The 23,985-nt window shown below is 56.8% G+C and carries 12 protein-coding genes; 8 read left to right on the forward strand and 4 right to left on the reverse strand.

What is annotated here, in order from left to right:
• Positions 1 to 195 precede the first annotated feature (195 nt).
• The 7 genes from RSK20926_RS13290 to RSK20926_RS13320 all read left to right on the forward strand — a co-directional run bounded on the left by RSK20926_RS13290 (position 196) and on the right by RSK20926_RS13320 (position 17,271).
• Positions 196 to 6,684, forward strand: coding sequence for a type I polyketide synthase (locus tag RSK20926_RS13290; RefSeq protein ID WP_037255185.1), 6,489 nt, complete (start codon positions 196 to 198; stop codon positions 6,682 to 6,684).
• A gap of 5 nt (positions 6,685 to 6,689) precedes the next feature.
• Positions 6,690 to 7,697: a glycosyltransferase family 2 protein gene (locus RSK20926_RS13295; protein ID WP_008207428.1), complete on the forward strand. Its 1,008-nt coding sequence runs from the start codon at positions 6,690 to 6,692 to the stop codon at positions 7,695 to 7,697.
• Positions 7,694 to 12,277 (forward strand): MupA/Atu3671 family FMN-dependent luciferase-like monooxygenase, encoded by a 4,584-nt coding sequence (locus RSK20926_RS13300; RefSeq protein ID WP_008207429.1) that lies wholly within the window; start codon positions 7,694 to 7,696, stop codon positions 12,275 to 12,277. Before RSK20926_RS13295 ends, RSK20926_RS13300 begins: the two co-directional genes overlap by 4 nt.
• Positions 12,274 to 12,987, forward strand: a complete 714-nt coding sequence (locus RSK20926_RS13305; protein WP_008207430.1) for a 4'-phosphopantetheinyl transferase family protein — start codon at positions 12,274 to 12,276, stop codon at positions 12,985 to 12,987. Before RSK20926_RS13300 ends, RSK20926_RS13305 begins: the two co-directional genes overlap by 4 nt.
• A 152-nt stretch (positions 12,988 to 13,139) precedes the next feature.
• Entirely contained in the window at positions 13,140 to 13,916 is a 777-nt protein-coding gene (locus RSK20926_RS13310) for a hypothetical protein (RefSeq protein WP_232281900.1), read from the forward strand.
• Positions 13,913 to 16,438, forward strand: a complete 2,526-nt coding sequence (locus RSK20926_RS13315) for a hypothetical protein (RefSeq protein WP_008207432.1) — start codon at positions 13,913 to 13,915, stop codon at positions 16,436 to 16,438. The genes RSK20926_RS13310 and RSK20926_RS13315 overlap by 4 nt, the downstream gene beginning before the upstream one ends.
• Positions 16,435 to 17,271: a glycosyltransferase family 2 protein gene (locus tag RSK20926_RS13320; RefSeq protein WP_008207433.1), complete on the forward strand. Its 837-nt coding sequence runs from the start codon at positions 16,435 to 16,437 to the stop codon at positions 17,269 to 17,271. Before RSK20926_RS13315 ends, RSK20926_RS13320 begins: the two co-directional genes overlap by 4 nt.
• 35 nt (positions 17,272 to 17,306) lie before the next feature.
• On the opposite strand, the gene RSK20926_RS13325 is transcribed toward RSK20926_RS13320, so the two are convergent.
• Positions 17,307 to 18,518 carry a glycosyltransferase family 4 protein gene (locus RSK20926_RS13325; RefSeq protein ID WP_008207434.1) on the reverse strand — a complete coding sequence of 404 codons (1,212 nt, stop codon included), beginning with the start codon at positions 18,516 to 18,518 and terminating at the stop codon, positions 17,307 to 17,309.
• 232 nt (positions 18,519 to 18,750) lie between these two features.
• On the opposite strand from RSK20926_RS13325, the gene RSK20926_RS13330 reads away from it, so the two are divergent.
• The gene (locus RSK20926_RS13330) at positions 18,751 to 20,121 is read left to right on the forward strand and encodes an oligosaccharide flippase family protein (protein ID WP_037255133.1); all 1,371 of its coding nucleotides are present in this window, start codon (positions 18,751 to 18,753) and stop codon (positions 20,119 to 20,121) included.
• A gap of 62 nt (positions 20,122 to 20,183) precedes the next feature.
• Here RSK20926_RS13330 and RSK20926_RS13335 read toward each other — a convergent pair whose 3' ends face one another.
• The 3 genes from RSK20926_RS13335 to RSK20926_RS13345 all read right to left on the reverse strand — a co-directional run bounded on the left by RSK20926_RS13335 (position 20,184) and on the right by RSK20926_RS13345 (position 23,506).
• On the reverse strand, positions 20,184 to 21,449 hold the full coding sequence (locus tag RSK20926_RS13335) for a chain-length determining protein (protein ID WP_050773086.1): 1,266 nt from the start codon (positions 21,447 to 21,449) through the stop codon (positions 20,184 to 20,186).
• A 168-nt stretch (positions 21,450 to 21,617) separates the two neighbouring features.
• A complete protein-coding gene (locus RSK20926_RS13340; protein WP_083805793.1) occupies positions 21,618 to 22,619 on the reverse strand; it encodes a CpsD/CapB family tyrosine-protein kinase in 1,002 nt (333 codons plus the stop codon).
• A gap of 74 nt (positions 22,620 to 22,693) precedes the next feature.
• The gene (locus RSK20926_RS13345; RefSeq protein WP_008207438.1) at positions 22,694 to 23,506 is read right to left on the reverse strand and encodes a sugar transferase; all 813 of its coding nucleotides are present in this window, start codon (positions 23,504 to 23,506) and stop codon (positions 22,694 to 22,696) included.
• Positions 23,507 to 23,985 lie beyond the last annotated feature (479 nt).

Here is a 23,985-nt window from a genome sequence, read left to right on the forward strand (position 1 = left end):
TTTCGCCGTGGGTGACTGGGATTCGTAGTTTTGGGGTGAGCAGTCTGGCAGAAGCCAGACCAAGCACGGCTCACCTCTGTTCATGCGCTTGGGCACAAGGAAATAGCAGCATGTGGTCCTCCCCCCGGCAGGAGGGCATGAGTGCTGCGAAACGAAGAAATGAATGCCGGATGTATGGGGTCTGTGGGTTACGTGATGAAGTCTGAAGAAAACACCGCTGCACAAACGGAGTATTCCGGCGATATTGCCATTGTGGGTATGGCTGCCGATCTGCCCGGCGCCCCAAGCGTTGAAACCTTCTGGAACAACCTGCGCAATGGCATCGAGTCCATTGCCCCTCTCAGCCGCGAAACCCTGCTGGAAGCTGGGGTTTCCGAAGCCATGCTTGCTGACCCTAACTATGTTCCGAATGCAGCGCTCCTAGAGAATTTTGACCATTTCGACGCCGATTTCTTTGGCTTTAGTCCAAAGGAAGCAGCAATCCTGGACCCGCAGCACCGCAAGTTTCTTGAGGTATCCTGGAGCGCGATGGAAAACGCGGGGCACCTTCCTGAAAGCCTGAAAGAGCCCATCGGAGTCTATGCGGGCTGTGGCATGGGCAGCTATTTTTATTTCAACATATGTTCCAACCCGGATCTTGTAGAAGAAACCGGCATGTTCCTGTTGCGCCATACCGGCAATGACAAGGACTTCCTGTCAACGCGTGTCAGCCATGTTTTTGACCTGAAAGGCCCATCACTCAACATCCAGACAGCCTGCTCCACCTCATTGGTTGCAGTCCACTATGCCTGCAAGGCCCTGCGCGAGGGCGAATGCGGCATGGCACTAGCGGGTGGTGTCACCATCGACATGCCTCAGGGGCGTGGCTATCTCTACAAAGAGAACGAGATCCTTTCACCTGATGGGCATTGCCACGCCTTTGATCACCGTGCCAAAGGCACGGTCTTTGGCTCTGGAGCCGGGGTTGTTGCGCTCCGGCGACTGGAAGATGCGATTGCTGATGGTGACCATATTTGGGCGGTCATCAAAGGATCTGCCGTCAACAACGATGGTGCGGACAAGGCCGGCTATCTGGCCCCTTCCGTAGGCGGGCAGGCCACAGCAATTCGTCAGGCTTTGAACGCGGCCAAGACGCCCGCCGAAACCATCGACTATGTCGAATGCCATGGTACCGGCACCTATCTGGGAGACCCGATTGAGGTCTCAGCCCTCACAGAGGCCTACCGCGAAACCACAGAAGACACAGGCTACTGCCGGATTGGGTCGGTCAAAACCAATATCGGCCATCTTGATACCGCGGCGGGTATTGCCGGGCTGATCAAAACCACGCTAGGCCTGAAACATCAGGAAATCCCCCCCTCACTTGGCTATGAGGCGCCAAACCCTGCGATTGATTTTGAGACATCCCCGTTTAAAGTGAATGATCGCCTCTCACCTTGGGCGTCTCACAAAGGTCCAAGGCGCGCAGCGATCAATGCGCTTGGCGTAGGTGGAACCAATGCCCATGCAATCCTGGAAGAAGCGCCAAAACGCCAAGCTTCTGAGGAAAGCGATTTTCCCTTTCATATTCTGTGCATTTCCGGACAATCAAAATCCGCTCTGGAAGAAAACAGCACTGCTCTTGCAGACTATTTGGAAGGCAATCCAGAAGCAGACATGGCAGATGTCGCCTTTACCTTGAAAGAAGGCCGCAGAGGTTTTGCCAAACGGCGTGTCCTGATTGCAGAAACCACGACGGAGGCCGCCGAGCAGCTGCGCACCGGTGACCCAAGAGAGATCTTCACCCATGATCACCTCGGTACTGCGCCGGAGGTGGTCTTTTCCTTTCCCGGTGGGGGCGCCCAATATGCAGGCATGGCCCGCGACCTCTATGAGACAGAGCCGGTTTTTGCCGACTGGATGGATCGTGGGTTAGATCACCTGCAACCTCAGCTAGACTATGACATTCGCGCGCTCTGGCTGCCAGAGGATGACGCTATTGAGGCCGCAAACGCGCGCCTTCAGAAACCTTCGGTCCAACTGCCGCTTATCATGATCGTGGAATATGCCCTGGCCCAGCTCTGGATCAGCTGGGGTATCCGCCCTGCGGCCTTAGTTGGGCATTCCATGGGTGAAAACACAGCAGCCTGTCTGGCAGGGGTGCTTTCATTTGAGGACTGTATCGATTTGGTTCTGCTGCGCGGGCGGCTCTTTGACCAGGTCCCGGCAGGAGGCATGCTCTCAATAGCGCTGCCACTGGATGAGGTGCAAAAACTGATTGGTGACGATCTGGACATCGCCAGTGTGAATGCCCCCGCACTGACCGCTGTTTCAGGCCCTCAGGCAGCCTTGGATGCGCTGTCAAAACAGCTTGCCGCCAAAGAGATCGATCACCAACGCATTCAGATCGACATCGCAGCCCATTCACGCATGCTGGAGGGAATCCTAGAGAACTATCGCGCTTTTCTTGCATCCCTCACCCTCTCCGCACCTCAGCTCCCGGTGATCTCCAACCGGACGGGACAACCTCTGACCGCTGAAGAGGCCACGGATCCCGACTATTGGACCGGGCAGCTGCGCCATACGGTGCGCTTTGCAGATTGCATCAACACATTGGCCGCAATCCCCGGTCGAGTCTTCCTGGAGGTCGGCCCGGGCAAGGCACTCAGCGCGCTGGCGCAGATGTCGCCTTCGGTGCAGCCTGGGCAGGTTCTCAGCTCGCTGCGCCATCCAGACCAGGAGATTATGGATGATGCCTTCTTTTTTGGCGTCATAGGCCGACTTTGGGCCTGTGGCGTTGAGGCGGATTGGGATCAAATCTGGGGCGAAGCACGGCGTAACCGTTTGCCCCTGCCCGGATATGCCTTTCAGCGCAGCCGGTATTTTATCGCCCCCGGAAAGGCCCATATTGCGGAGGAGGCCCCTCTCCCGCAGCGCCACGACGCGCTTACAGACTGGGGCTATCGGCTGACCTGGCGCCTGCGCCTGGCAGATTGCGCTTTGGATCTCGATGAAGATCTCGGCGATGGCCCCCTCACCTGGTTGTTTTTTGAGGACGACTGCGGCTTTGCAGCGCCTGCCCTCGCAAAGCTGAGTGAAGCAGGCCACCGGGTCATCCGGGTCCGCCCAGGCGATACATTTGCGCGCCTCTCTGACACCTCTTATGTTTTGGCGCCAGAAGAGGGTCGTTCGGGCTATGGCTTGCTCCTGAGTGATCTTGCCGAGCGCGACCTTTTACCGGATCGGGTTGCCCATTTCTGGCTGGTTACCGAGAGGGAAAGCTATCGCCCCGGATCCTCTTTCTTCGACCGTAATCTGGAGATGGGTTTTCACTCACTGACAGCCCTTGTGCAGGAGCTAGGCGGGCTGGAGATCGACCAGCCATTGCATATCTCCCTGTTCACAACAGGCGCGGTCAGCCTCAAATCAGAGGCACTGCCCTATCCCGAAAAAGCTCTGATTGGTGGGGCAGCGGGAGTCATTCCGCGGGAGTTCCCACTGATTACCTGTTCCCTCACAGATGTGGAGCTCCCCCGTCAACCTGGCCCATTGGAGCGTTTGCTGGGCGCCGGAGAGGCAGATCTCACGCAGCGCCTGCTCGAAGAGCTTTTGGCCACGGCGCAGAATACCCAAGCGGCCTGGCGGGGCGAAAAGAGGTTTGAAAAGACCTGGCGCAGCCAGACCTTGCCAGAAGTGGATCTTCCCTCCTCTGGCTTCAAAGAAGGTGGCACCTATCTGATCACCGGCGGATACGGTGGTATTGGCCTCACCCTAGCGGCGCATTTGATGCAAACCAATGGTGCCAAAGTTGGGCTTTTGTCGCGGCAAGGACTTCCGCCGCGGGCGGCCTGGGATCGGCATATCGCCTCTCATAGTCCCGCAAATCGCATCGCCCGCCGGATCAAGGACGTGCAGGCCCTGGAAGCCATAGGCAAAGGCTCGGTGCTGCCGCTGACTGCGGATGTCTGCAACAGCGGTGATCTGCGCGCAGCCGTCGCCGAGTTGGAACAGGCCCATGGGCCCATTAGCGGTGTGCTGCACGGCGCTGGTTATATTGAAGATGGCCCCATTCTCGCAAAAACCGGTACTCAGATCGCCAAAGTACTAGCCCCTAAGGTCAGCGGGCTGCGTGTGCTGGAAGAGGTTTTTCCTGATGGAAGCCTCGACCTGATGGTGCTGTTTTCCTCTTCCTCGACCGCGACTACACCTGCGGGGCAAATCGACTATGCTGCCGCGAATGAATACCTGAACGCCTGGGCTGCCCAGCGCCAGGGAGGCAAGACTCGGGTGCTGGCACTGAACTGGGGGGTCTGGAGTGATACCGGCATGGCGGCCGAGGCGCTTTCAGCCCGCACAGGTAGGCAAGCGCCCAGCCCACGCCACCCCTCATCGCAACCCTTGCTGCAAGAAGAGGGCTTTGACGTCGAGGGCAATCCGATTTTTGCCACAGCTTTGCGTGCGGATCGCGATTGGATTGTTGATGAGCATCGCACCAAGGCAGGCACTGCTTTGGTACCAGGCACCGGTTACATCGAATATGCTGCCGAGGCGCTCTCAGCTCTTGGCATGGAGGGTCCCTTTGACCTCCATGATCTCTACTTCCTGCGCCCCTTGGTGGTTTCACAAGACAGTGAGCAGGATCTCGTTTTGCGGTTGACCGCACATGATACCGGCTATGACTTTTCACTGCTCAGCCATCATAGTGAAGGCGGCTACCGTCTGCACGCTGAAGCGCAGATCGCCCTATTGCCGGATGCAATGCCCCTGCCTCCACTGGATCTAGAGGCGATCAAAGCCCGCTGCCGTGAACAGACATCGGGGCAAAACCTACGCTCTCCGCAGGAAGCGCATCTGCAGTTTGGTCCGCGCTGGCATGTTCTGCAGGAAACTGCCTTTGGCGAGGCGGAGGGATTGGCGCGCCTTCGGCTACCAGAGGTGGCCCAGGATGATCATTGCCTTTTGCACCCGGGGCTGATGGATCTGGCCACGGGCTGGGCAATCCAACTGGCACCGGGCTATCGAGATGATGCTCTCTGGGTTCCGGTATCCTACCAGTCTATTTTGGTACGCGCGCCTCTTCCGGTAGAGATTTTCAGCCACATGCGGCTTGCAGAAAGCACCGGTGGTGACCAGGCCAGTTTCGATATCACCCTCTGTGACTGTTCCGGGCGCATTCTGGTCGAGATCACCGGTTTCAGGATGACCCGTTTGGCGGCCGGTTTTGAGACTGGACTGCTGCAGCAGGACAAAGCTGATGCCAGCGCTGCCAGTCTGGCTCTGGAAACAGGGGGCGCAGCGCAACCCCTTTCTCCCGAAGAGCAGCAGTTGCAACGAAATGTTCAAAATGGCATTCGCGCAGAAGAAGGCGCAGAAGCCCTGGAACGCGCTCTTGCGATCAGCAATTCAAAAGGCCTGTCACAGATCCTGGTCTCTTCGCTCGATTTGCCTGCCTTGATCACCCAGGCTGAACGAAATGGGCAATCCTCGTCACAAAGCGAAGCCCCCGCCTTTGAACGGCCTGATCTGGACAATGGCTACGTGGCCCCCTCGAACCCGATCGAAGAGAGCCTCGCAGGGCTGTTCCAGAAGCTGCTGGGCGTTGGGCAGGTCGGTATCGACGACAGCTTCTTCGACCTTGGTGGTCATTCACTGATTGCAGTGCGTCTCTTTGCCCAGATCAAGCGCCTGCACGGGGTAGATTTCCCGCTGGCTGTACTGTTTGAAGCTCCAAATGTCCGCCAGCTTTCCGAACAGGTCATTGAACAGACCGGGGGCGGTGTTGCGCTGGAACAAGCTGACACCGGTGCAGGCAGGGATACCGATGACGACGGCAAAGCCCCCGTCAAGACCCATCTGGTTCAGCTGCATCCTGGCAATGGTACCGGGCAGCGGCCCTTCTTCCTGGTGGCCGGCATGTTTGGCAACGTTCTGAACCTGCGGCACCTGGCGCAACTGTTGGGACAAGACCGCCCGGTCTACGGGTTGCAGGCCAGAGGGTTGATCGGCAGCGATGAGCCGCATGACACCATGCCAGAAGCCGCGCGCGATTACTTGGCTGAAATCCGTCAAATCCAACCCGAAGGCCCCTATCTTCTTGGCGGCTTTTCAGGGGGCGGTATCACCGCCTATGAAATCGCCCAGCAGCTGAAACAGGCCGGTGAAGAAACTGCGGCCCTGGTGCTGCTCGATACCCCTCTACCGGTACGGCCTCCGCTTAATCGTCAGGACAAACTCCTGATCAAACTGCAAGAGTTGAAGACCAAAGGGCCGGGATACCTTTGGGAATGGGCCAAAAAGCGCATTGCCTGGGAATTCGAAAAACGCAAGGGCGCTTTGGCCGAAGCTGGGAACACCCCCAGTTTCAACAACCGCAAGATCGAACTTGCCTTCCGCCACGCGGTTGCCTGTTATGATCTGAAACCCTGGGCTGGCCCCATGTTGTTGTTGCGCCCGCCGCTCGATCAACATTGGAAGGTTTCCAACAGCAATTGGGTCAGCAGCGAGCGCGAATATGTCTTTGCCGACAATGATTGGACCCAGTGGGCGCCAGCAATTGAAGTGGTGGAGGTGCCCGGAGATCACGACAGCATGGTCCTCACACCGAATGTCACCACCCTGGCAGCAGAGGTGAAACAACGCCTCGACCGGGCAGAAGCCCTGCATCTGGAGGCTCAACGAAGCAGCCTCTCACAAGCAGCGGAGTAACAGTGATGCAGAATGGCAGTGTCCTAACCATTATTCTGAACTATCAAACCCCGGAGATGACACTGCAATGTGCGCAGGCCGCCCTTGGGGAGATGGAAGATCTCACCGGGGAAGTCCTGATCATCGACAATGGTTCCGGTGATGGGTCTTGGGAGAAACTGCAGCAGGGCGTGCGGGAACGCGGCTGGCAGGACTGTGGCCGTTTGCGCCTGCACCGCTCTATGACGAATGGCGGCTTTGGGGCAGGAATGAACATCGGCTTTGCGTCTGGCTTTTCTGATGGCACCCAACCTGACTATTACTACCTTCTGAACTCTGATGCCTTTGTTCAGGGGCGCTCGATCCGCACCCTGCGCAACTTTCTCAAAGACCACCCTGGTGCTGGACTGGCCGGCTCTTATACCGAGGGAACTGATGGCACCCCACACCGCACTGCCTTTCGCTTTCCTTCGATCGCGGGTGAGTTTGAAATGGCCGCACGCACCGGTGTTTTCACACGGCTGCTAAAGCCATGGATCGTGGCGATGGAAATCCCCTCGGATGAGACGCAGGTGGATTGGGTCGCTGGTGCCAGTCTCATGATTACCCAAGCCGCTCTTGAGGCAATCGGAGGATTTGATGAGACCTTCTTCCTCTACTTTGAAGAAACCGACCTCTGCAAACGGGCCGCCAATGCCGGTTGGCGCACACATTACGTCCCGGAAAGCCGAGTTATTCACGTCGGTTCTGCCTCAACTGGAATGAAAGAGTGGCAACGCACGCCAAGCTACTGGTTTCAATCCCGCCAGCATTACTTCACCAAAACCCATGGCAAAGCCTATGCAGCCTGCGCCACTTTTGCACGTGCATTGGGCTGCGCGATCTATCGCTTTCGACAGGTTGTACAAGGCAAGCCCAAGCAAGACCCTGATCACTTCCTTCGCGATTTGATCCGCCATGCGCTCCCCCGTGTGAGCGCCCTTTCCAAACCCGAAACGCGCGCCCATACCCCGATTTCGGAGGACCTTAAATGAGCCCCTTTTCCTGCGTCGTCATCGGCGATGAGTCCCTTTTGATTGGCTGTTCAGAAGCCCTTTTGTCTGGAGGGCATCACATCAAGGCAGTGGTCACCCAGGATCAGGACATCACCTCCTGGGCTGCTGACAAGGGTCTGCCGGTTCTCGCCTATCCCAAGGACATCAATGAGGAGTTCGATTGGCTCCTCTCCATCGCCAACCTCCGCATGATCCCACAGGGGGTTCTGGACAAAGCCACCAAAGGTGCGGTTAATTTCCACGATGGGCCGCTCCCAAACTATGCTGGCTTGAACACTCCAGTCTGGGCGATGATCGCTGGAGAGGCACAACATGGAATAACCTGGCACGTGATGGAGGGCGGCGTGGATGAGGGTGACATCCTGGCCCAACGCCTCTTTGACATTGGCGCGGATGAAACCGCCCTTAGTCTGAATTCCAAATGCTACGCAGCCGCCATGGACAGTTTTCCAGAGGTTCTGGCGCAGTTGGAAAGCGGCAGCTTGCAGCGCCGCGCCCAGGATCTGAGCCAGCGTAGTTATTTTGCCAAAGATCAACGCCCCTCGGGAGGGGCTGTTTTGGATTTTTCCAAACCGGCAGAAGAGCTGGCGCGCCTGGTTCAAGCGCTTGATTTCGGCGGCTATTGGAACCCGCTCTGGGCCCCAAAGATCATGACCGCAACACGGTCACTTCTGGTCAGCAAGGCGCAGGTTGTGGATGGGATTGGTGCTGCCGGGACCATACTCTCGGTAACAGGAGCAGAGCTGCGCGTTGCGACCGGCCAGGGAACCCTGGCTCTCTCGGGTATCACTGAATTTGATGGTCAGGCCGCAGATCTCCCCGCTCTGTTCGAAGCGGGGCACACACTCCCGAGTTTCAACGCAGTTGCCGCCGAGCGCCTGACGCAAGCCCTTCGACAGACCCAGGGTGGAGAAAGCCACTGGCGCAAGGCCCTTGCCAATCTGCAGCCTGTAACCGTCCCCCTCAGCGGGCAATACCCAGCATCTGGCCTCACTCGTCATGCAGTCGCGCTCCCCCAGGGTCTGGCCGAAGAAGACGTCATTGCCACAGTTTCAGCTTGGGCCATGCTCAGCACTGGTGAAGAAACCGCCGATATCGCTTTTGCGGTTGAGCCAGCTGACGAAACGTTAGGGCTCGTCTCGCCCTGGGTTCCCTTGCAGGCCTCTCGCAACCTTCTTGCAGGAGAGCACCTCTCTCGGGTAAAGGCCGAGGTCCAAATGGCGCGCGAGCATGGCGGATTCGCATTGGACCTGGTTGCACGTGCACCAGAGCTGGCACCGCATCAACAACCGGCAATTGGAATGACGGTGAAACAGGATGCGGACCTGCCAGGCTGCGTTGCAACGGTTTCACTTCATGACGGCGTTTTGGCGCTGCATGTGGATGACGCCCGGCTTGACAGCAAAACCGCGGAGCTGCTCGCCGCGCGGCTGGAGCTGGCGCTGGGTGTCATCCCCACCAATCCTGACTGCCCGCTGTCAGATCTATCCATCCTCCCCGAAGCGGAGCGAAAACAATTGCTGTCGGATTGGAACCAGACAGCAGCAGACCTTCCAGAGGCACCAACAATTCAAGCTGCCTTTGAAGCCCAGGTTGCCCAAACACCCGACGCAATTGCACTGGTTTTTGAGGATCAGAGTTTCAGCTACGCCGCTTTGAATGCCCGTGCCAATGGGGTGGCTGCTCAACTGCAAGCAAGGGGCGTTGCTCCTGGCGACCATGTTGGCATCTATGTAAAACGTTCGGCTGAGCTGCTGATCGCGGCTCTAGGTGTCCTCAAGGCGGGCGCGGCCTATGTTCCAATGGATCCCGCCTATCCAGCCAATCGACTAGAACATTTTCTGACCGACAGCGCGGCCAAATTCGTCATCACACAGGAAAACCTCCTGGATAGCCTTCCTGACAGCGCGGCGCAGGTGCTTTTGGTCGACCAGATCGCAGTGGGTGATGCTCTCCAGTCAAACATTACCAGTGAAGCAACGGCGGCGGATACGGCCTATCTGATCTACACCTCCGGCTCTACGGGCACGCCAAAGGGCGTGGTTGTGCGTCACGAAAATGTCGCCAACTTCTTCGCTGCCATGGATGCACGTATCCCACACAAAGCCGGAGATTGCTGGCTCGCCGTCACCAGCCTCTCCTTTGACATCTCCGTTCTAGAGTTGTTCTGGACGCTTTCGCGGGGTTTCAAACTGGTGTTGTCCAGCGACGAAAGTCGCCTGGAACTATCCAAAGGCACGATTGCGATCTCGGATCGGCGAATGGATTTCAATCTGTTCTACTGGGGCAATGACGACGGACCAGGACCGCGTAAATACCACCTTCTTCTGGAAGGAGCCAAATTCGCCGATGAAAATGGCTTTAACGCGGTCTGGACACCGGAACGCCATTTCCACGCCTTTGGCGGCCCCTATCCAAACCCCTCTGTTACCGGTGCGGCTGTTGCAGCGGTGACCAAAAACCTGAGCGTGCGGGCAGGATCGGTGGTTGCTCCTCTGCATCACCCTGCCCGGGTGGCCGAGGAATGGTCGGTGATCGACAACCTCACCAATGGTCGAGCCGGGCTTGGCATCGCCTCCGGTTGGCAGCCAGATGATTTTATCCTGCGCCCGGAGAACACACCTCCGGCGAACAAACCCGCAATGTATGAATGCATCGAAACCCTGCGCAAGCTGTGGCGGGGTGAGGAGGTTGAATTTCCCCGAAAAGATGGCTCCATGCATAGCGTCATCACCCAGCCGCGGCCGGTCTCCAAAGAGCTACCCCTCTGGGTGACAACCGCTGGCAACCCGGACACTTGGCGTGAAGCCGGTGAAATCGGCGCCAATGTGCTGACCCATCTGCTGGGGCAGAGCATTGATGAGGTGGCAGGAAAGATCCGTATTTATCATGATGCTCTGCGCGCTGCGGGCCGGGATCCTGCTGATTTCAAAGTCACGCTGATGCTGCACAGCTATCTCGCAGAAACCCGCGAGGAAGCGCGGCAAACAGCGCGGGAACCCATGAAGGACTACCTGCGCGCCGCCGCAGGGTTGATCAAGCAATATGCCTGGGCTTTCCCTGCCTTTAAGCGACCCAAGGGTGTGAACAACCCCTTTGAGATGCAACTGGATGCCCTCACGGCAGATGAGCTGGAGGCCATTCTGGAATTCGCCTTCGAACGCTATTTTGAAGACTCCGGCCTCTTTGGAACGGTAGAAGACGCGCTGGCCCGGACCGAAGAGCTGAAGCGCATTGGCGTTGATGAGATTGCCTGTCTCATCGACTATGGCATCGCCCCGGAACAAGTACTGGAGGGCCTCAAACCGCTAGCCGTAGTCTTGCGCCGCGCCAATACGGCACAGGAACTGGCAGAGGATGATTTCTCTCTCTCTGCGCAGATGATGCGGCACCAAGTCACCCATATGCAGTGTACACCTTCAATGGCTCGTATGCTGGTTCAGGATGATGAAGCACGTGTCGTGCTGGGGCGTCTGCAGCATCTCTTGGTTGGGGGTGAGGCCCTGCCTGCCGACTTGGCTGGCAGTCTGCGCGAGGCCACAAATGCCGAAATTCGCAATATGTATGGCCCGACAGAAACCACCATTTGGTCAACAATGCATAGTATGCGCGGACACCCGCATGGAATAGCACCAATTGGAAAGCCGATTGCCAATACATCTGTTTTTGTCCTGGATCAGGCGCAACACCCAGTGCCCATGGGCGCTGCGGGAGAGCTCTATATCGGTGGGTTAGGCGTTACCGCAGGCTATTGGCAGCGGCCTGATCTAACCGCCGAACGTTTCCCGAAAAACCCCTTTGGACAGGGCAAAATCTATCGCACCGGCGATCTGGTACGCTGGCGCGCTGATGGTGAACTCGATTTCCTTGGGCGCAGCGATCATCAGGTCAAAATCCGCGGGCAGCGGATCGAGCTGGGTGAGATTGAGGCCGCCATGGCAGCCTTTGAAGGGGTCACTGGTGCAGTCGTCATTCAACGCCAAGTCGGAAAGACCGAGCAACTGTTGGGCTATGTGACACAGAACCCGGAAAATCCGGTAGACCAGCAGGCATTGCTCTCTGCGCTTTCCGGTCAACTGCCCGAGGTCATGGTTCCAAACCAGATCGTCGCCCTGGACCGCTTTCCTCTGACTCCAAATAAGAAGATCGATCGCAAGGCTTTGCCCGATCCCAAACCACAAAAAGCGGCGCCTGCGGTCCAAGTTTCAGCACAGACCCCGGCACTAGGGGCGCAGAGCACAATTGCAGAGATTTGGAGCCGGATCTTGGGCGTGCAGGACATCGGAGCGCAGGACAACTTCTTTGCCCTTGGCGGACACAGTCTGCTCGCGGTTCAGGCCCACCGAGACATTCGCGAAGCGCTTTCGGTCCAGAAACTCTCGATCACCGATATTTTCCGCTTCCCCACTCTTTCGGGTCTAGCTACCCATGTGGAAGGTTTGACGGGCAACGGGGGGAGTTCGGACGATCAGCCGGACGACACCCCCACCGCTGACAAAAGCGACACCATTTCGAAACGGCGCGCGATGCGGGCCAACCGCAAAGCAAGGTCCGGATGATCTTAGACACCCTGAACCAAGACAAAGAGCGATGGGGCCTGGCCCGGTCGCTCTTTGCTGACGATATTGCACTTGCTGTATGTGATCCTCTCTCCGACCTGCCCGCCCCATTGACCGAGGAAAGCGCCTGCCTGTCTCCCAATGCCGTAGAAAAGAGACGCCGTGAATTTGCTGCGGGTCGTGCCGCTGCTCACGATGCCCTGACCGCACTCGGAGAACCGGTGGTCCCTATCCTGGCTGGAGAAGACCGCGCGCCCATCTGGCCCCTCGGCGTCACCGGATCGATCAGCCATACTAAAAGCTGCGCCATGGCCGTTGCCGCCCTGCAAGATCCCACCACGGCGAATATGGTTCTGGGGCTTGGAATTGATATTGAAGAAGACACCCCCCTGGCCAAGGTTCTTTGGCGTGCGATCTGCACCCCGCAAGAGCAGGAATGGGCCAGAACCCAAGCAAATCCAGGACAAATGGCGAAGCTGGTTTTTTCCGCCAAGGAAGCTGCCTACAAATGCCAGTATGCCACCAGTCGCCGCTACTATGGATTTGACGGAATGGAACTGGAGTTTGATGTGGAAAACGGATCATTCCGCGCCTATTTTTGCGCCGATCAGCCCCCTTTCAGATCCGGAGATTTTATCGCTGGGCGCTATGCCATAGGTGCTGGCCTGATCCTAACGGCAGCAGAAAACAGGCAGAAACCACAATGCTAAGATGTCATCTTTGGGCACTTTCGGCCTTCATGGCGCTGTGGCCTTTTGCCAGTATCGCAGGCCCCTTCCCCATTCCGCCGCTCCCCCCTCCCAAAGGCGCGCTTTCCACCTATCACCTTGGACATTCGCTCGTAGGTCCTGATGTGCCTCATATGTTGGCGCAGCTAGCACCCAATGGGCATCGCTGGAATGCGCAGCGTGGCTCTGGAACTTCACTTAGGGCCCATTGGGAACCAGAGGAAGAGATCCTGCACTTTGAAATCAGCAATCCTGCTCCGGCCTATCGCGATGCGCGTGAGGCAGTGGGCTCTGGTGAATATGATGTCATCGTGCTGACCGAAATGGTCGAATTGCGCGATGCGCTGAAGTACTTTGATGGCGCAAAGTACCTGCGCTATTGGGCGGATCTGGCCCGCAAAGCCAACCCCGAAACCCGCATCTATCTCTATGAGACCTGGCACCACCTGAACGACCCTACTGGGTGGGAAAGGCGGATCCAGCAGGATTTGGATTCTCTTTGGTTGGGTGGTTTGCTGGGACCAGACAGCCGACGCAATCCGCGTCGCCCGGTCTATTTGATCCCCGCAGGCCAGGTGATGGCCGCAGTTGTCCAGGCAATCGAAGCTGGAAAGATCGAGGGCCTTGTCACACGTGAGGATCTCTTTGCACGCACGCCCGAGGGAGAGGTTGATACCATCCACATCAATGATCTGGGCGCCTATCTCGTAGCGCTCACCCATTTTGCGGTCATTTACCAACTCTCTCCGGTCGGCCTGCCACATCAACTGACACGCGCGGATGGATCCCCTGCTCAGGCCTTCTCTGCTCCCGCTGCAAATGAGATCCAGAAACTTGTCTGGCAGGTGGTGCAAGCACAGCCTCGCACCGGCCTTGCCAGTGTTTCCGCCTCCGAGGGCGCGCAGGAATGAATGTCGAGAGCCTCATCACCAGCGTGGTCATGATCGGCCATTCGCTCTTTGGTCAAGATAACCCCGTCATGCTGGAACAGCTGCTCAGCAATCAACACCAGGTTTCTGAGGTTGCGGTAGAAGCGCAGATCATCAATGGGGCTCCACTCGGCTACAACTGGGAGCATGCGGACCGCGCCGAGGGCATCAATGCCCGCCTTCGCCTCAGCAAGAGCGCTGATGTGGTCATCGTGACTGAGGCCATTCCGCTGGACAACCACCTAAAATGGAGTGGAACCGAAGAGGCCATCACCAATTTCTATGAGCTGGCCCGCAGCAGCAATCCGGAGGTGAAATTCTATCTCCAGGAAACCTGGCACAGCCTTGAGAGTGGCACGGGAAAAGAGATCCGTTTTGATGATGGGGCCGAAACGCCCTGGCGGGACCGGTTGGAGTTAGACTTCCCGAAGTGGCAGGGACTGGTGGACGAAGTCAACGACGCCACCGGAGGCACAATCGCACTTTTGCCTGCTGGCCAGGCCCTGGCGCGACTGGATGATGCGATCCGCGCGGGAACTATACCGGGTCATCACAAAATCCAGGATTTCTTTGCCGATGATATCCACCCCAATGCGCTGGGGTTCTACTATCTGAGTCTGTTGCAATATGCCGTGCTGACCGGATCCTCGCCCGAGGATCTGCCATCCCATATGAAAGACCGGTGGGGGGAAGCCTATCGCGCGCCCTCACCCGAGGTTGCCCAGCGCCTCAAGGAACTTGCATGGGCGTCGGCTCAGGATGGGGTTGTACAGACTGAGGTCCTACCAGAAGAGCTTCCGCTCCCACCCGCAGACCTTGATGTGCCAGCGCTGAATGGCCCCCTTGCGGTTGCTCTCCCCGATGCGCTTGAGCCCGCATCAGAGGTAGACCGCCAGCCCATTGCCATGAACTTGATGCCTGTTGCGGACTGGAGCCCACAGGCCCCCTTTCTGGATCACTTCAAGACCTCGCGCCCCTGGATTGGGCATCTTCCGGGACGCTGGGGTGGCGCAACCGAACAGGATCTAGAGCTTGCGGGCTATTTGGACCCGACAGGCTGGCCCACCGCAATCCCGCCAGAGCTAGGATCCATCGGCACCGTGATCCTGACCGACCTGCCTGACGAGGCCAGCTCTCTGGCTGGACGTTATGTGTTGCGGTTTGAAGGTGATGGTATTGTCGAAGTCGCTGGCAGGGCAACGAACCAGCGCTATGGCAAGGGACAGGTATCGTTTGACTACAGCCCCGGCCCTGGTCCGGTCGAAATCCGCATTCAAAGGCTGAGCCCAAAAGGGGACTACATCCGCAATATCACCGTGGTCAAAGAAGAGCATCTCGAAGCTTTTGACGCCGGAGCTTTGTTCAACCCGCTCTGGCTGGAGAGGCTGGACGGCTTTGCCGCCCTTCGGTTCATGGATTGGATGGGGACAAATGATTCCGCTCAAGTAGGCTGGGAAGACCGCCCTCTTATCAGCGATTACAGCTGGGCCCGCAAAGGTGTTCCCGCAGAAGTAATGATCTCATTGGCCAATGAACTTGGTACTGCACCATGGTTCAATATGCCCCACCGGGCCGATGATACCTACACGCGAAAATTCGCAACCCTGGTTCAAGAGCAGCTGGATTTCGATCTACAGGCCTATGTGGAATATTCCAATGAGGTCTGGAACTGGCAATTTGAACAGGCCCGATGGGCAGATGAGCAGGCCCAAAGGATATGGGGGGGAAGAGATCTCTGGATGCAGTTCTATGGGGGGCGGGCCGCCGAGATCTCGCAGATTTGGACCGATGTTTTTGGGGACCAGAGCAAAGAACGCTTGATCCGTGTACTCGCCACCCAAACGGGTTGGCTGGGCCTCGAAGAACAGATCCTCAACGCACCACTCTGGACAGCCGAAGTCGCAGATCGCCGCCCCCCTGCCAGCTATTTTGATGCCTATGCAGTCACTGGATATTTTGGCGGCATCCTTGGTTCAAAAGAACGCGCTCCGGTGTTGCGTGCCTGGCTCGCCGAGAGCCGCAGCCTGGCAGCGGAACAGGCTAGGTCAAACGGCTTGAAGGGCGAAGAGGCGGAACGCTTCATTCTGGAGCACCAATATGACATCGCGGTGGCTCAGGCCGCCATTGAAATTGAAGATGGGCTCGTGACCGGCAATGTCGATGACACGCTCACCGACCTCTTAGGTCGGGTATTGCCCTATCACAAAACCGTGGCAGACCGTCATGGGCTGGACCTCATCATGTATGAGGGCGGAAGCCATGTGGTGGGACTGGGCCCCATTGTAGAAGATGAAGCCATTACCGCCTTCTTCACCCATTTCAACTTTACCCCAGAGATGGGGAAACTCTATGAAATGCTGCTCGCAGGTTGGCAAGAGAATGGCGGCGGCCTATTTGCGGCCTATGCGGATATTGCCGTCCCCGGAAAATGGGGCAGTTGGGGTGCCTTGCGTTTCCTAAGCGATGAGAACCCTCGTTGGTCTGTACTGGAGGCCGTGAAATGAGCGCCGCGCTCTCCGTTTTGATCCCTGCACATAATGAGGCGAACTATATAGGGCCTTGCCTCAGCGCCCTTTTCGCATCTGATCCTTTGCCTGATGGGGACGAAGTCGAGGTTCTGGTTCTTGCCAATGCCTGCAGCGACGAAACAGCATCGATCGCCCGTGGCGTGCCCGTGCCCAAAGGATGGCACTGCGAAGTGATTGAAATCCCCGAGGGGGGAAAGCTGAACGCGCTCAACCACGGCGATGCACGCGCCAAAGGGAACGTTCTTGTCTACCTTGATGCAGATGTTGAGGTCGCACCAGATTTGATCCGACAGATCCGGAAAACACTGGATCGCTCGGCTCCGATCTATGCCAGCGGGACCCCTCTGATCGCACCATCCCCAAGCCTGATCTCCAGGCTCTATGGGCGGTTTTGGGTAAGGCTGCCTTTCTTTCGCAGTGGTGTTCCTGGGTTTGGTCTCTTTGCAATGAACAGAGCGGGACGAGAACGCTGGCAGAGCTGGCCGGATATCATCGCCGATGACATGTTTGCCCGCCTCTCTTTTGCACCCACTGAACGCATCCGCCTCGCGGGTAAATATAGCTGGCCCCTGGTCGAGGGGTTCCGCAATCTCGTTCGTGTCCGGCGGCGGCAAAATGAAGGGGTGGCGGAACTGGCTCAGCGTTTCCCTCATCTCTTGCAGAACGAGGATAAATCAGAGCTAACCATCACAGAACTGCTGCGCCTGATGCGACAAGATTGCTTGGGGTTTGCCGTCTACGCACTTTTGTCCCTTGCGGTGAAATCTCCGCTTTTCCCCTCCTCCCAACGCTGGACACGAGGGCGCTAGCTGCTGTTCGAACTGTTCGCTCTGATGATTGCTAACTAGGCTTGTTCACAGGCTTCTCGGAACAACGCCGCAAGCTTGACCGCTTCTTTGTCACTGTCGTGCCGCTGAAGAACCCTTTCGCGACCGGCCATCCCCATTTCAGAGAAACGTTCTTGCGACAAATCCGCTATCTCCAGTATCTGCTCTGCCAATGCTCCTGCGTCACCAGCCGGGACCAGCCAGCCGTTTTCTCCATGCAAAACCAGTTCTGGCGTTCCGGCAATATAGGTGGCCAGCACGGGACGCCCCGCAGCCATGGCCTCCATAACCACCATCGGCAACCCTTCCGCAAAGGAGGGCATGACCAAAGCATGGGAGGCGGCAAGCTCTGCGCGCACACCAGCCTCCGAGAGCCAGCCAGTCAATGTGACATGCGCCCCTAGACCGTTTTCCGCAATTGCGGCTTCCAACTCAGGCCGCATCTCACCATCCCCTATCAGGGTTAGATGCACAGAAGGCTGCTCTTTGATCACCTGTAAAAGAGCTTGGATCAGTACCATCTGCCCTTTTTGCTCTACAAAACGACCAATCGCCACAAGTCGCAATCTACTCGAAGGGAGGGGCACCACCTCAGAAAAATGCTTGGGCTCGATGCCGCAATGAACGACCCTTAACTTGCGCCAACAATCAAAATCGGCCCAGCGGCTCAATTGGCTTTTTCCAAAACTGCTCACCGCGACTGCAAAACTGGCCTGTTTAAGTTTTTCACCCAGAGACAATGCGCGTGGGCTGTCAAACTCTTCGGGACCGTGAGTTGTAAAACTGAAACTGGGTCCATTCAGTGCTTTTGCAAAAAGCGCAACCGAGGTGGCATTGGTCCCAAAATGGGCGTGCATATGGTCAATGCCAGCACGCTGGCATTCTTGTTTCACATAAGCGGCCTCGACCAGATAGATCAGGTGTTTCAGATAGCCAACCTCGGACACACGCCCCATTTTCACCGCCAGACGCAGAGCCTGCCAGAACGGCCTTGGAGTTTGGACAAGACTGAGAAAAAGCGCAGAAAGCAGGGCCCCGCCCCCCGCCTTGAGAACATATTGCGTTCTCTGGGCTTCGCTCATATCGCCCGGATCAACCAATGGTGCTGACCCCGGTCGCATAGCCAAACGTAAAACCTCTATTCCCTGGTTTTCCAGGGCTTGAATTTCCCGCCTGATGAAGCTGTGAGAAGGCTGTGGGTAGCTGTTCAGAACATAAGCAATTTTCAAAGGCCTATACTCCAAGGTCAGCCAAATTTTCGGCAGAATAGCCGCTACCCCACCGTTTGCCTAGAGGTGTTAAGCGATTGTTCTTTATCCATCTTTAATGAGGGTTTCTCATCGGAATTGATCCCGCAACCAATCCTGAAATTGGCCTAAAATCTAGCACTTTCGCCCTTCAATTGACGATAACAGGCAGGCCCTTTAGCTTGCAGTGGCACATTCAGAAGCCGGAGAAACCATGAAGCAGATCGCAGCCCATTTTTCCGGCCAAGGACTTTTGGCACGGGTCCTGCGATCCACGTTTTGGCTCGTTGCAGGCTATGGCGGCAGCCAGGCCCTGAGGCTTGGCGCAAACCTGATCCTTGCGCGACTTTTGTTTCCCGAAGCCTTCGGCTTGATGGCCTTGATTACGGTGGTAACCGTGGGTCTTTCACTGTTCTCTGATGTAGGGATCGGCCCCTCGATTGCACAAAACAGCCGCGGGGATGACCCTGCCTTTCTGGATACTGCCTGGAGTATTCAGATCCTGCGAGGCTTTGTCCTATGGGGCATGACACTGCTTCTTGCCTGGCCGATGGCAGAGTTTTACGGCAGCCGTGAGTTGCTTTACTACCTGCCTATTGCGGGGGTTGGACTGGCCGTCGCAGGTTTCAACCCGACGCGGATTGAAACCGCACATCGCCACCTCCTAGTAGGGCGCGTCACTCTTTTGGATCTTGCCGCCCAGATATTGGGGGTCAGCGCCATGGTCTGTTTGGCCTGGGTGACAGAATCCGTCCTGGCACTGGTCTTGGGAGGCGTTATCCAAGCCATAGCCAAGCTGACCATGATGCATGTTGGCCTACCTGGGCACCGCAATCGGTTTCGTTGGGAAAAAGATGCCGCCAAAGAGCTGATACGATTTGGAAAATGGATCTTCATGTCGACCGCGTTTTGGTTTCTCACCTCCCAGGGAGACCGCGCCATTCTAGGGAAGTTCGTCCCCTTGGAGACCCTGGGGATCTACAATATCGGTTTTTTCCTGGCCAGTTTTCCGATGTTGCTGGGGCATGCCGTCAACCAGCGCCTGATGATCCCGGTTTATCGCGATAAACCTGTATCCGCTGATCCGGCAAACCGGCGGAAACAACGACTGCTTCGTTTTGGCCTCAGCTTCGGCGTTCTGGGGATGTTATTTGCGATGGCGATGCTGGGCCCATGGCTCATAGATCTGCTTTATGATGCCCGTTACACAATGGCTGGCCCAATGATGGTCATGATCGCCCTGTCACTTGTGCCCGCCGTAATTACCATGACCTATGATCAGGCCGCTTTGGCCGCTGGTGATGGGCGGTCTTTCTTTGCCTTTACCGCAACCAGAGCCATTCTGCAGACCGGGCTATTCTTGCTCGCGACTATGTTCTGGGGGCTACCCGGCGGCATTGTCACCATGGGGGGCTCCATGCTGCTGGCATATCCGGTTCTGATTTGGTTGGCACGAAAGCACCAGGCCTGGGATCCGCTCCATGACGTCGTCTTTGCCACAGGCTCACTGCTGGCAGGTGCGGCCATCCTCTGGTGGCATCAAGACGCTTTGGTAGAGCTGATTTACATGGCGCCACCTCAGTAGCGGAAAACGCGACATCCCCCCAAAAGAGACGCCCTTGCAACCATCCTCCCAAGCAAAAGAAGTTATCTTTTTCCGATCATGCGCAGAGGCGCCAAAAGCGAAAACAGCAATTGCCCACGGCGCCCCACCTTCAACGGGGGAATAGAAGCAACGGGAGCCAGACCGGTTTCACGCTCCATCTGTGCTGCAGTTCGCAGCACCGGAGCCCGCAGCTCCAGGAGAAAGGCAATGATCAAGCCGATCAGAATGCTTGCAGCCCCACCTATGATCGCTTTCTTCTTTCGCGCTGAAGTCGCAGGATAATCCGCAAGTGTCGCGGGCTCCAGAACGGTCAAACGCTCCGATTGGCGCGCTGTTTCAAGCCGAAAACCTACTTCGGCCTCATTCCGGCGGGCTGAAATCATGGAAAACTCCGCTTGCAGGGTCTCCATCCGGCGTTCATAGGCGCCCAACTGACGCTGTACCTCCGGTGTAGTCTGCAGGGCGGCTTCAAGCTCTTCTTTGCGCTGCTGAAGCAATTCACGCTGGGCATCCAGTGTGGCCAGCTGTTCTTCATACTCCGCCAGCATACGCCGTGCCGTTGCGGGGCGTTCATTGGCGCTCACCTGGTCTGCGGCCCGGCGCACCTGAATTTGCTCACGTGCAATATCCAGGAGGCTCTCGTTGATTGCCGCGATTTCGTTGCGGCGAAACTCTATCGTACCAGGCTGTGCCACATCATTTTCTGCGTAGAATGCTGCAATTTCACTCTCCAGCTCGGCAACCTGAGCTGCAACCGCCGACTCCTTCTCCGCAAAGAAACCCAGCGTTTCACGGGCCTGCTCAATCCTAGTGTTGATGCTCAACTCGATCGTTCGGCGACCAAACTCACTTGCAACATCGCGTGCTTGTTCTGCAGAAGGTAGCAGGGCGGTGATGGTCACAACCGAGATCGTACCATCATCAGTGAAGCCTTCGCGAGCAGCGGCAACGCCCGTAATGCTGATGGACTCACGCAGCATTACCACTTTTTCCGTCGGCGTCATCTGGGTGAGATCAGTATAAAGACCAAACTTGTCGATGATCTCCAAGAGAGTGCCACGTGCCATGAGACGTTGCTCAATCAACTGGATACGCCTGGCAGAGGAGCCTTCCACTGTTGATTTCGCTAGATCATCGGCGATGGTTGGACGCACAACCTGCAAGACTTCAGCGCTGTGGTACATATGCTGTTGCTGCAAGGCGCCCCAAACAGAGAAGACTGAACCGATCATCGCGACAAGCAGGATTACGGATGCTCGCCGCCGCAGCATATCCCAAAAATCTCTGAGCGAATAAATCGGCCCCATGCTACTGCTCTCTGTTCTTCTGCTTTGATCTCGGTCTGGCTAGATCACCGTTTTTCGCTTCACAGCGGTTCTCTTTGCCAAAACTCTGACCACAGCAACGCGGCAAAACTGTGTCGACGCGATGGAAAAGCACCGTGTAAGTGAAAATGGTCACCGATTTTCGCTAGGTTAAGCTGTGACTTGCGACCGGTCTGTTTGCTGCGCCCGGTTCAGCACGACACCCAGCAAAGGCGCATGCCCCGCCAGCATCTTTTCACATGCCGCCAGCTGCGCTGCGGTGGTTTTCTCTCCATCAGAGATCAGCAGAACCCCGTCCACCTGAGGCAGAAATGCGGTCGCATCATCGTGTTCCAACAGGGGCGGCAAATCGAAGATCACCGTATCTGCGGCCATCTCCTCAATCAGCAATGCCAGGACGTCAGCCGTTCGACTGTCGTGCAACAAGTCAGAGGCATCACTGTCAGGGTTGCGGTTCGTGGCAACGGCTAGGGTTTCCGATAGGCGCTGGAGGTGCTGACTTGGCAGCTCCTCCTCAGTCAGCAATCGCGCCATATCACCATGAGGAGCAATTCCCAGTGCCTGCGCCAAACTGGGCGTGTGGAAGTTCAAATCCATCAGAATCGTCCGGCTTCCAGGTACACGAGCAAGACTCAGCGCGAGGTTCACCGCACAAAAGGTGGTTCCCGCTCCGCTTGTGGCGCTGGTGACAGCGACCCGCTTCCAACCATGTGCCTTGAGGCTATGCAGCATACGGGTGCGCAATAGATCAAAGGCCCGTGCAGTTGGCGACCGACGAAACGCGCTGACCAAAGGCAAACGCGTCCTTTGCTCCCCTTTGAAATCAAACGGTATTTGGGGCAGTTGATGCCAGGGCTCAACTCGCATGGGCAGGCGACTTTGCACTTGCTGCTTCCGCGGCAACGGGGCTGCGATCTCCACCTGGGTTTCGTCCAGCGGCCGCAGCTCGTCATCAGAGATGATTGCAGCGCCTTCATCACTGGAAGCAGCGCGCCGTGCACGACGGCGGAATTTCTTGAAACCCTCTTGCATCATATCCTGGCCAACATTCGTTTCGGCTACGTAGCCCTCGCACAGAGGATCCACTGTTGAGGTGCCGGACAGACCGGGAAGCAAGCTGGAAGCCGTGCCAGAAAAAGAAACATGCTTCACGCGCGATCTCCTGTCGAACTTAACATGGTCTGCGGCACCCGCCTAGCGGCACACCTTAGTCAAACCCAGAGAGGTTAATATCCAGTGCCACGGAGAACGACACCCACAGTGCGCCAAATCAGGGAGATATCCTGTTTAAGGCCAAAGGCACGCAGGTAATCCGCATCTGCCTGGGCACGGAATGCAAAGCTGCTCTCATTGCGGGTCGAGACTTGCCACAAACCGGTAATCCCGGGCTGAACCGCAAAATAGGCAGTGGCATCCCCATAGAGTGGCAGTTGCTCTGGCATCATTGGGCGCGGGCCTACAAGGCTCATCTCACCAGTGAAAACGTTCCAGAGCTGAGGCAGTTCATCCAAAGAGGTCATCCGCAGGAACCGACCCACAGGTGTGATGCGCGGATCCGCTTTAAGCTTTTGCGTTTCATTCCACTCTCGGCGCATTTCTGGGTTGTTTTTCAAACACTCGGCCAAAAGACAATCGGCATTGCGTACCATTGTACGGAGTTTGTAGATCCTGAAACGCTTGCCGTTCCGGCCCAGACGTTCCTGGGTGTAGAAGGGGGATCCCCCCTCCATCCACAGCGCCAAAGCAGGCAGCAGGATCAGTGGTAAAGCAATAGGCAGCGCCAAAATCACCAACAGCAGATCCAGGCTGCGTTTTCCAAGGCTCCGGTAGAGGGCGTTTTTACGACCTGCAACTTCGCTTACTGGGTGCGCCAGGGGCCGATTATTGGCCAACTTGGCATTCACATTCGCCGCTTTCGGTGGCGTTTGCCCGTCCGATGACATCGGGAAGACAATGGCGGAAGCCTCGTTTTCTTTGGACGGCAACCGGATTTCTCCATGTGAAATTGCTGCAGAACCCTCTGCCAAGAAATCCTTCATCTCCACTCCCCTTCGCACGCGGCCACACGATCCGGTCCAGTCACCAGTCGGTGCTTAATTTTCTAACAGCCCGGAACAGCACTATCCGGGTCAATTACTAACTGAAGGAAACATCCAGCATGCCCCCACATGATGGTCCCTTGCTATTTTTGATTGGCGATGCGTTCGATCCAATACTAGCGCATCGCGGCTCAACACCTACTTACGCAATTTGCCAAGAATTGTAATAAAAGGCTATCGAGAGCCCCAATTTAGCCTATTTCCCACTCAAAAGTAGAAACAATCACTCCTTTAGGGGGGGAACTATCCCTTCACTACGCTAATTGGCGGGAATCAATGCCTCTAAAAAGCCACCCTCGTTAATCTCTGATTAAGGCATGAAAGCGGTATTCTGGACCGCTAGCAGGTTTGAATTCCGCTTCACTGCTGTTTATGAATGTCGGGTTTTTAGTGCTGCATTGTCGTAGCTCCCCCTGCCA

The organism is Roseobacter sp. SK209-2-6 (assembly GCF_000169455.1).
Classification (GTDB): Bacteria; Pseudomonadota; Alphaproteobacteria; order Rhodobacterales; family Rhodobacteraceae; genus Pseudophaeobacter.

What these genes read in the sequence shown, in the direction of transcription:
- RSK20926_RS13290 (WP_037255185.1), top strand. Translation starts at nt 196, where the DNA reads ATGAAGTCTGAAGAAAACACCGCTGCACAAACGGAGTATTCCGGCGAT.
- RSK20926_RS13295 (WP_008207428.1), top strand. Translation starts at nt 6,690, where the DNA reads ATGCAGAATGGCAGTGTCCTAACCATTATTCTGAACTATCAAACCCCG.
- RSK20926_RS13300 (WP_008207429.1), top strand. Translation starts at nt 7,694, where the DNA reads ATGAGCCCCTTTTCCTGCGTCGTCATCGGCGATGAGTCCCTTTTGATT.
- RSK20926_RS13305 (WP_008207430.1), top strand. Translation starts at nt 12,274, where the DNA reads ATGATCTTAGACACCCTGAACCAAGACAAAGAGCGATGGGGCCTGGCC.
- RSK20926_RS13310 (WP_232281900.1), top strand. Translation starts at nt 13,140, where the DNA reads ATGTTGGCGCAGCTAGCACCCAATGGGCATCGCTGGAATGCGCAGCGT.
- RSK20926_RS13315 (WP_008207432.1), top strand. Translation starts at nt 13,913, where the DNA reads ATGAATGTCGAGAGCCTCATCACCAGCGTGGTCATGATCGGCCATTCG.
- RSK20926_RS13320 (WP_008207433.1), top strand. Translation starts at nt 16,435, where the DNA reads ATGAGCGCCGCGCTCTCCGTTTTGATCCCTGCACATAATGAGGCGAAC.
- RSK20926_RS13330 (WP_037255133.1), top strand. Translation starts at nt 18,751, where the DNA reads ATGAAGCAGATCGCAGCCCATTTTTCCGGCCAAGGACTTTTGGCACGG.
- RSK20926_RS13335 (WP_050773086.1), bottom strand. Translation starts at nt 21,449, where the DNA reads ATGGGGCCGATTTATTCGCTCAGAGATTTTTGGGATATGCTGCGGCGG.
- RSK20926_RS13345 (WP_008207438.1), bottom strand. Translation starts at nt 23,506, where the DNA reads ATGAAGGATTTCTTGGCAGAGGGTTCTGCAGCAATTTCACATGGAGAA.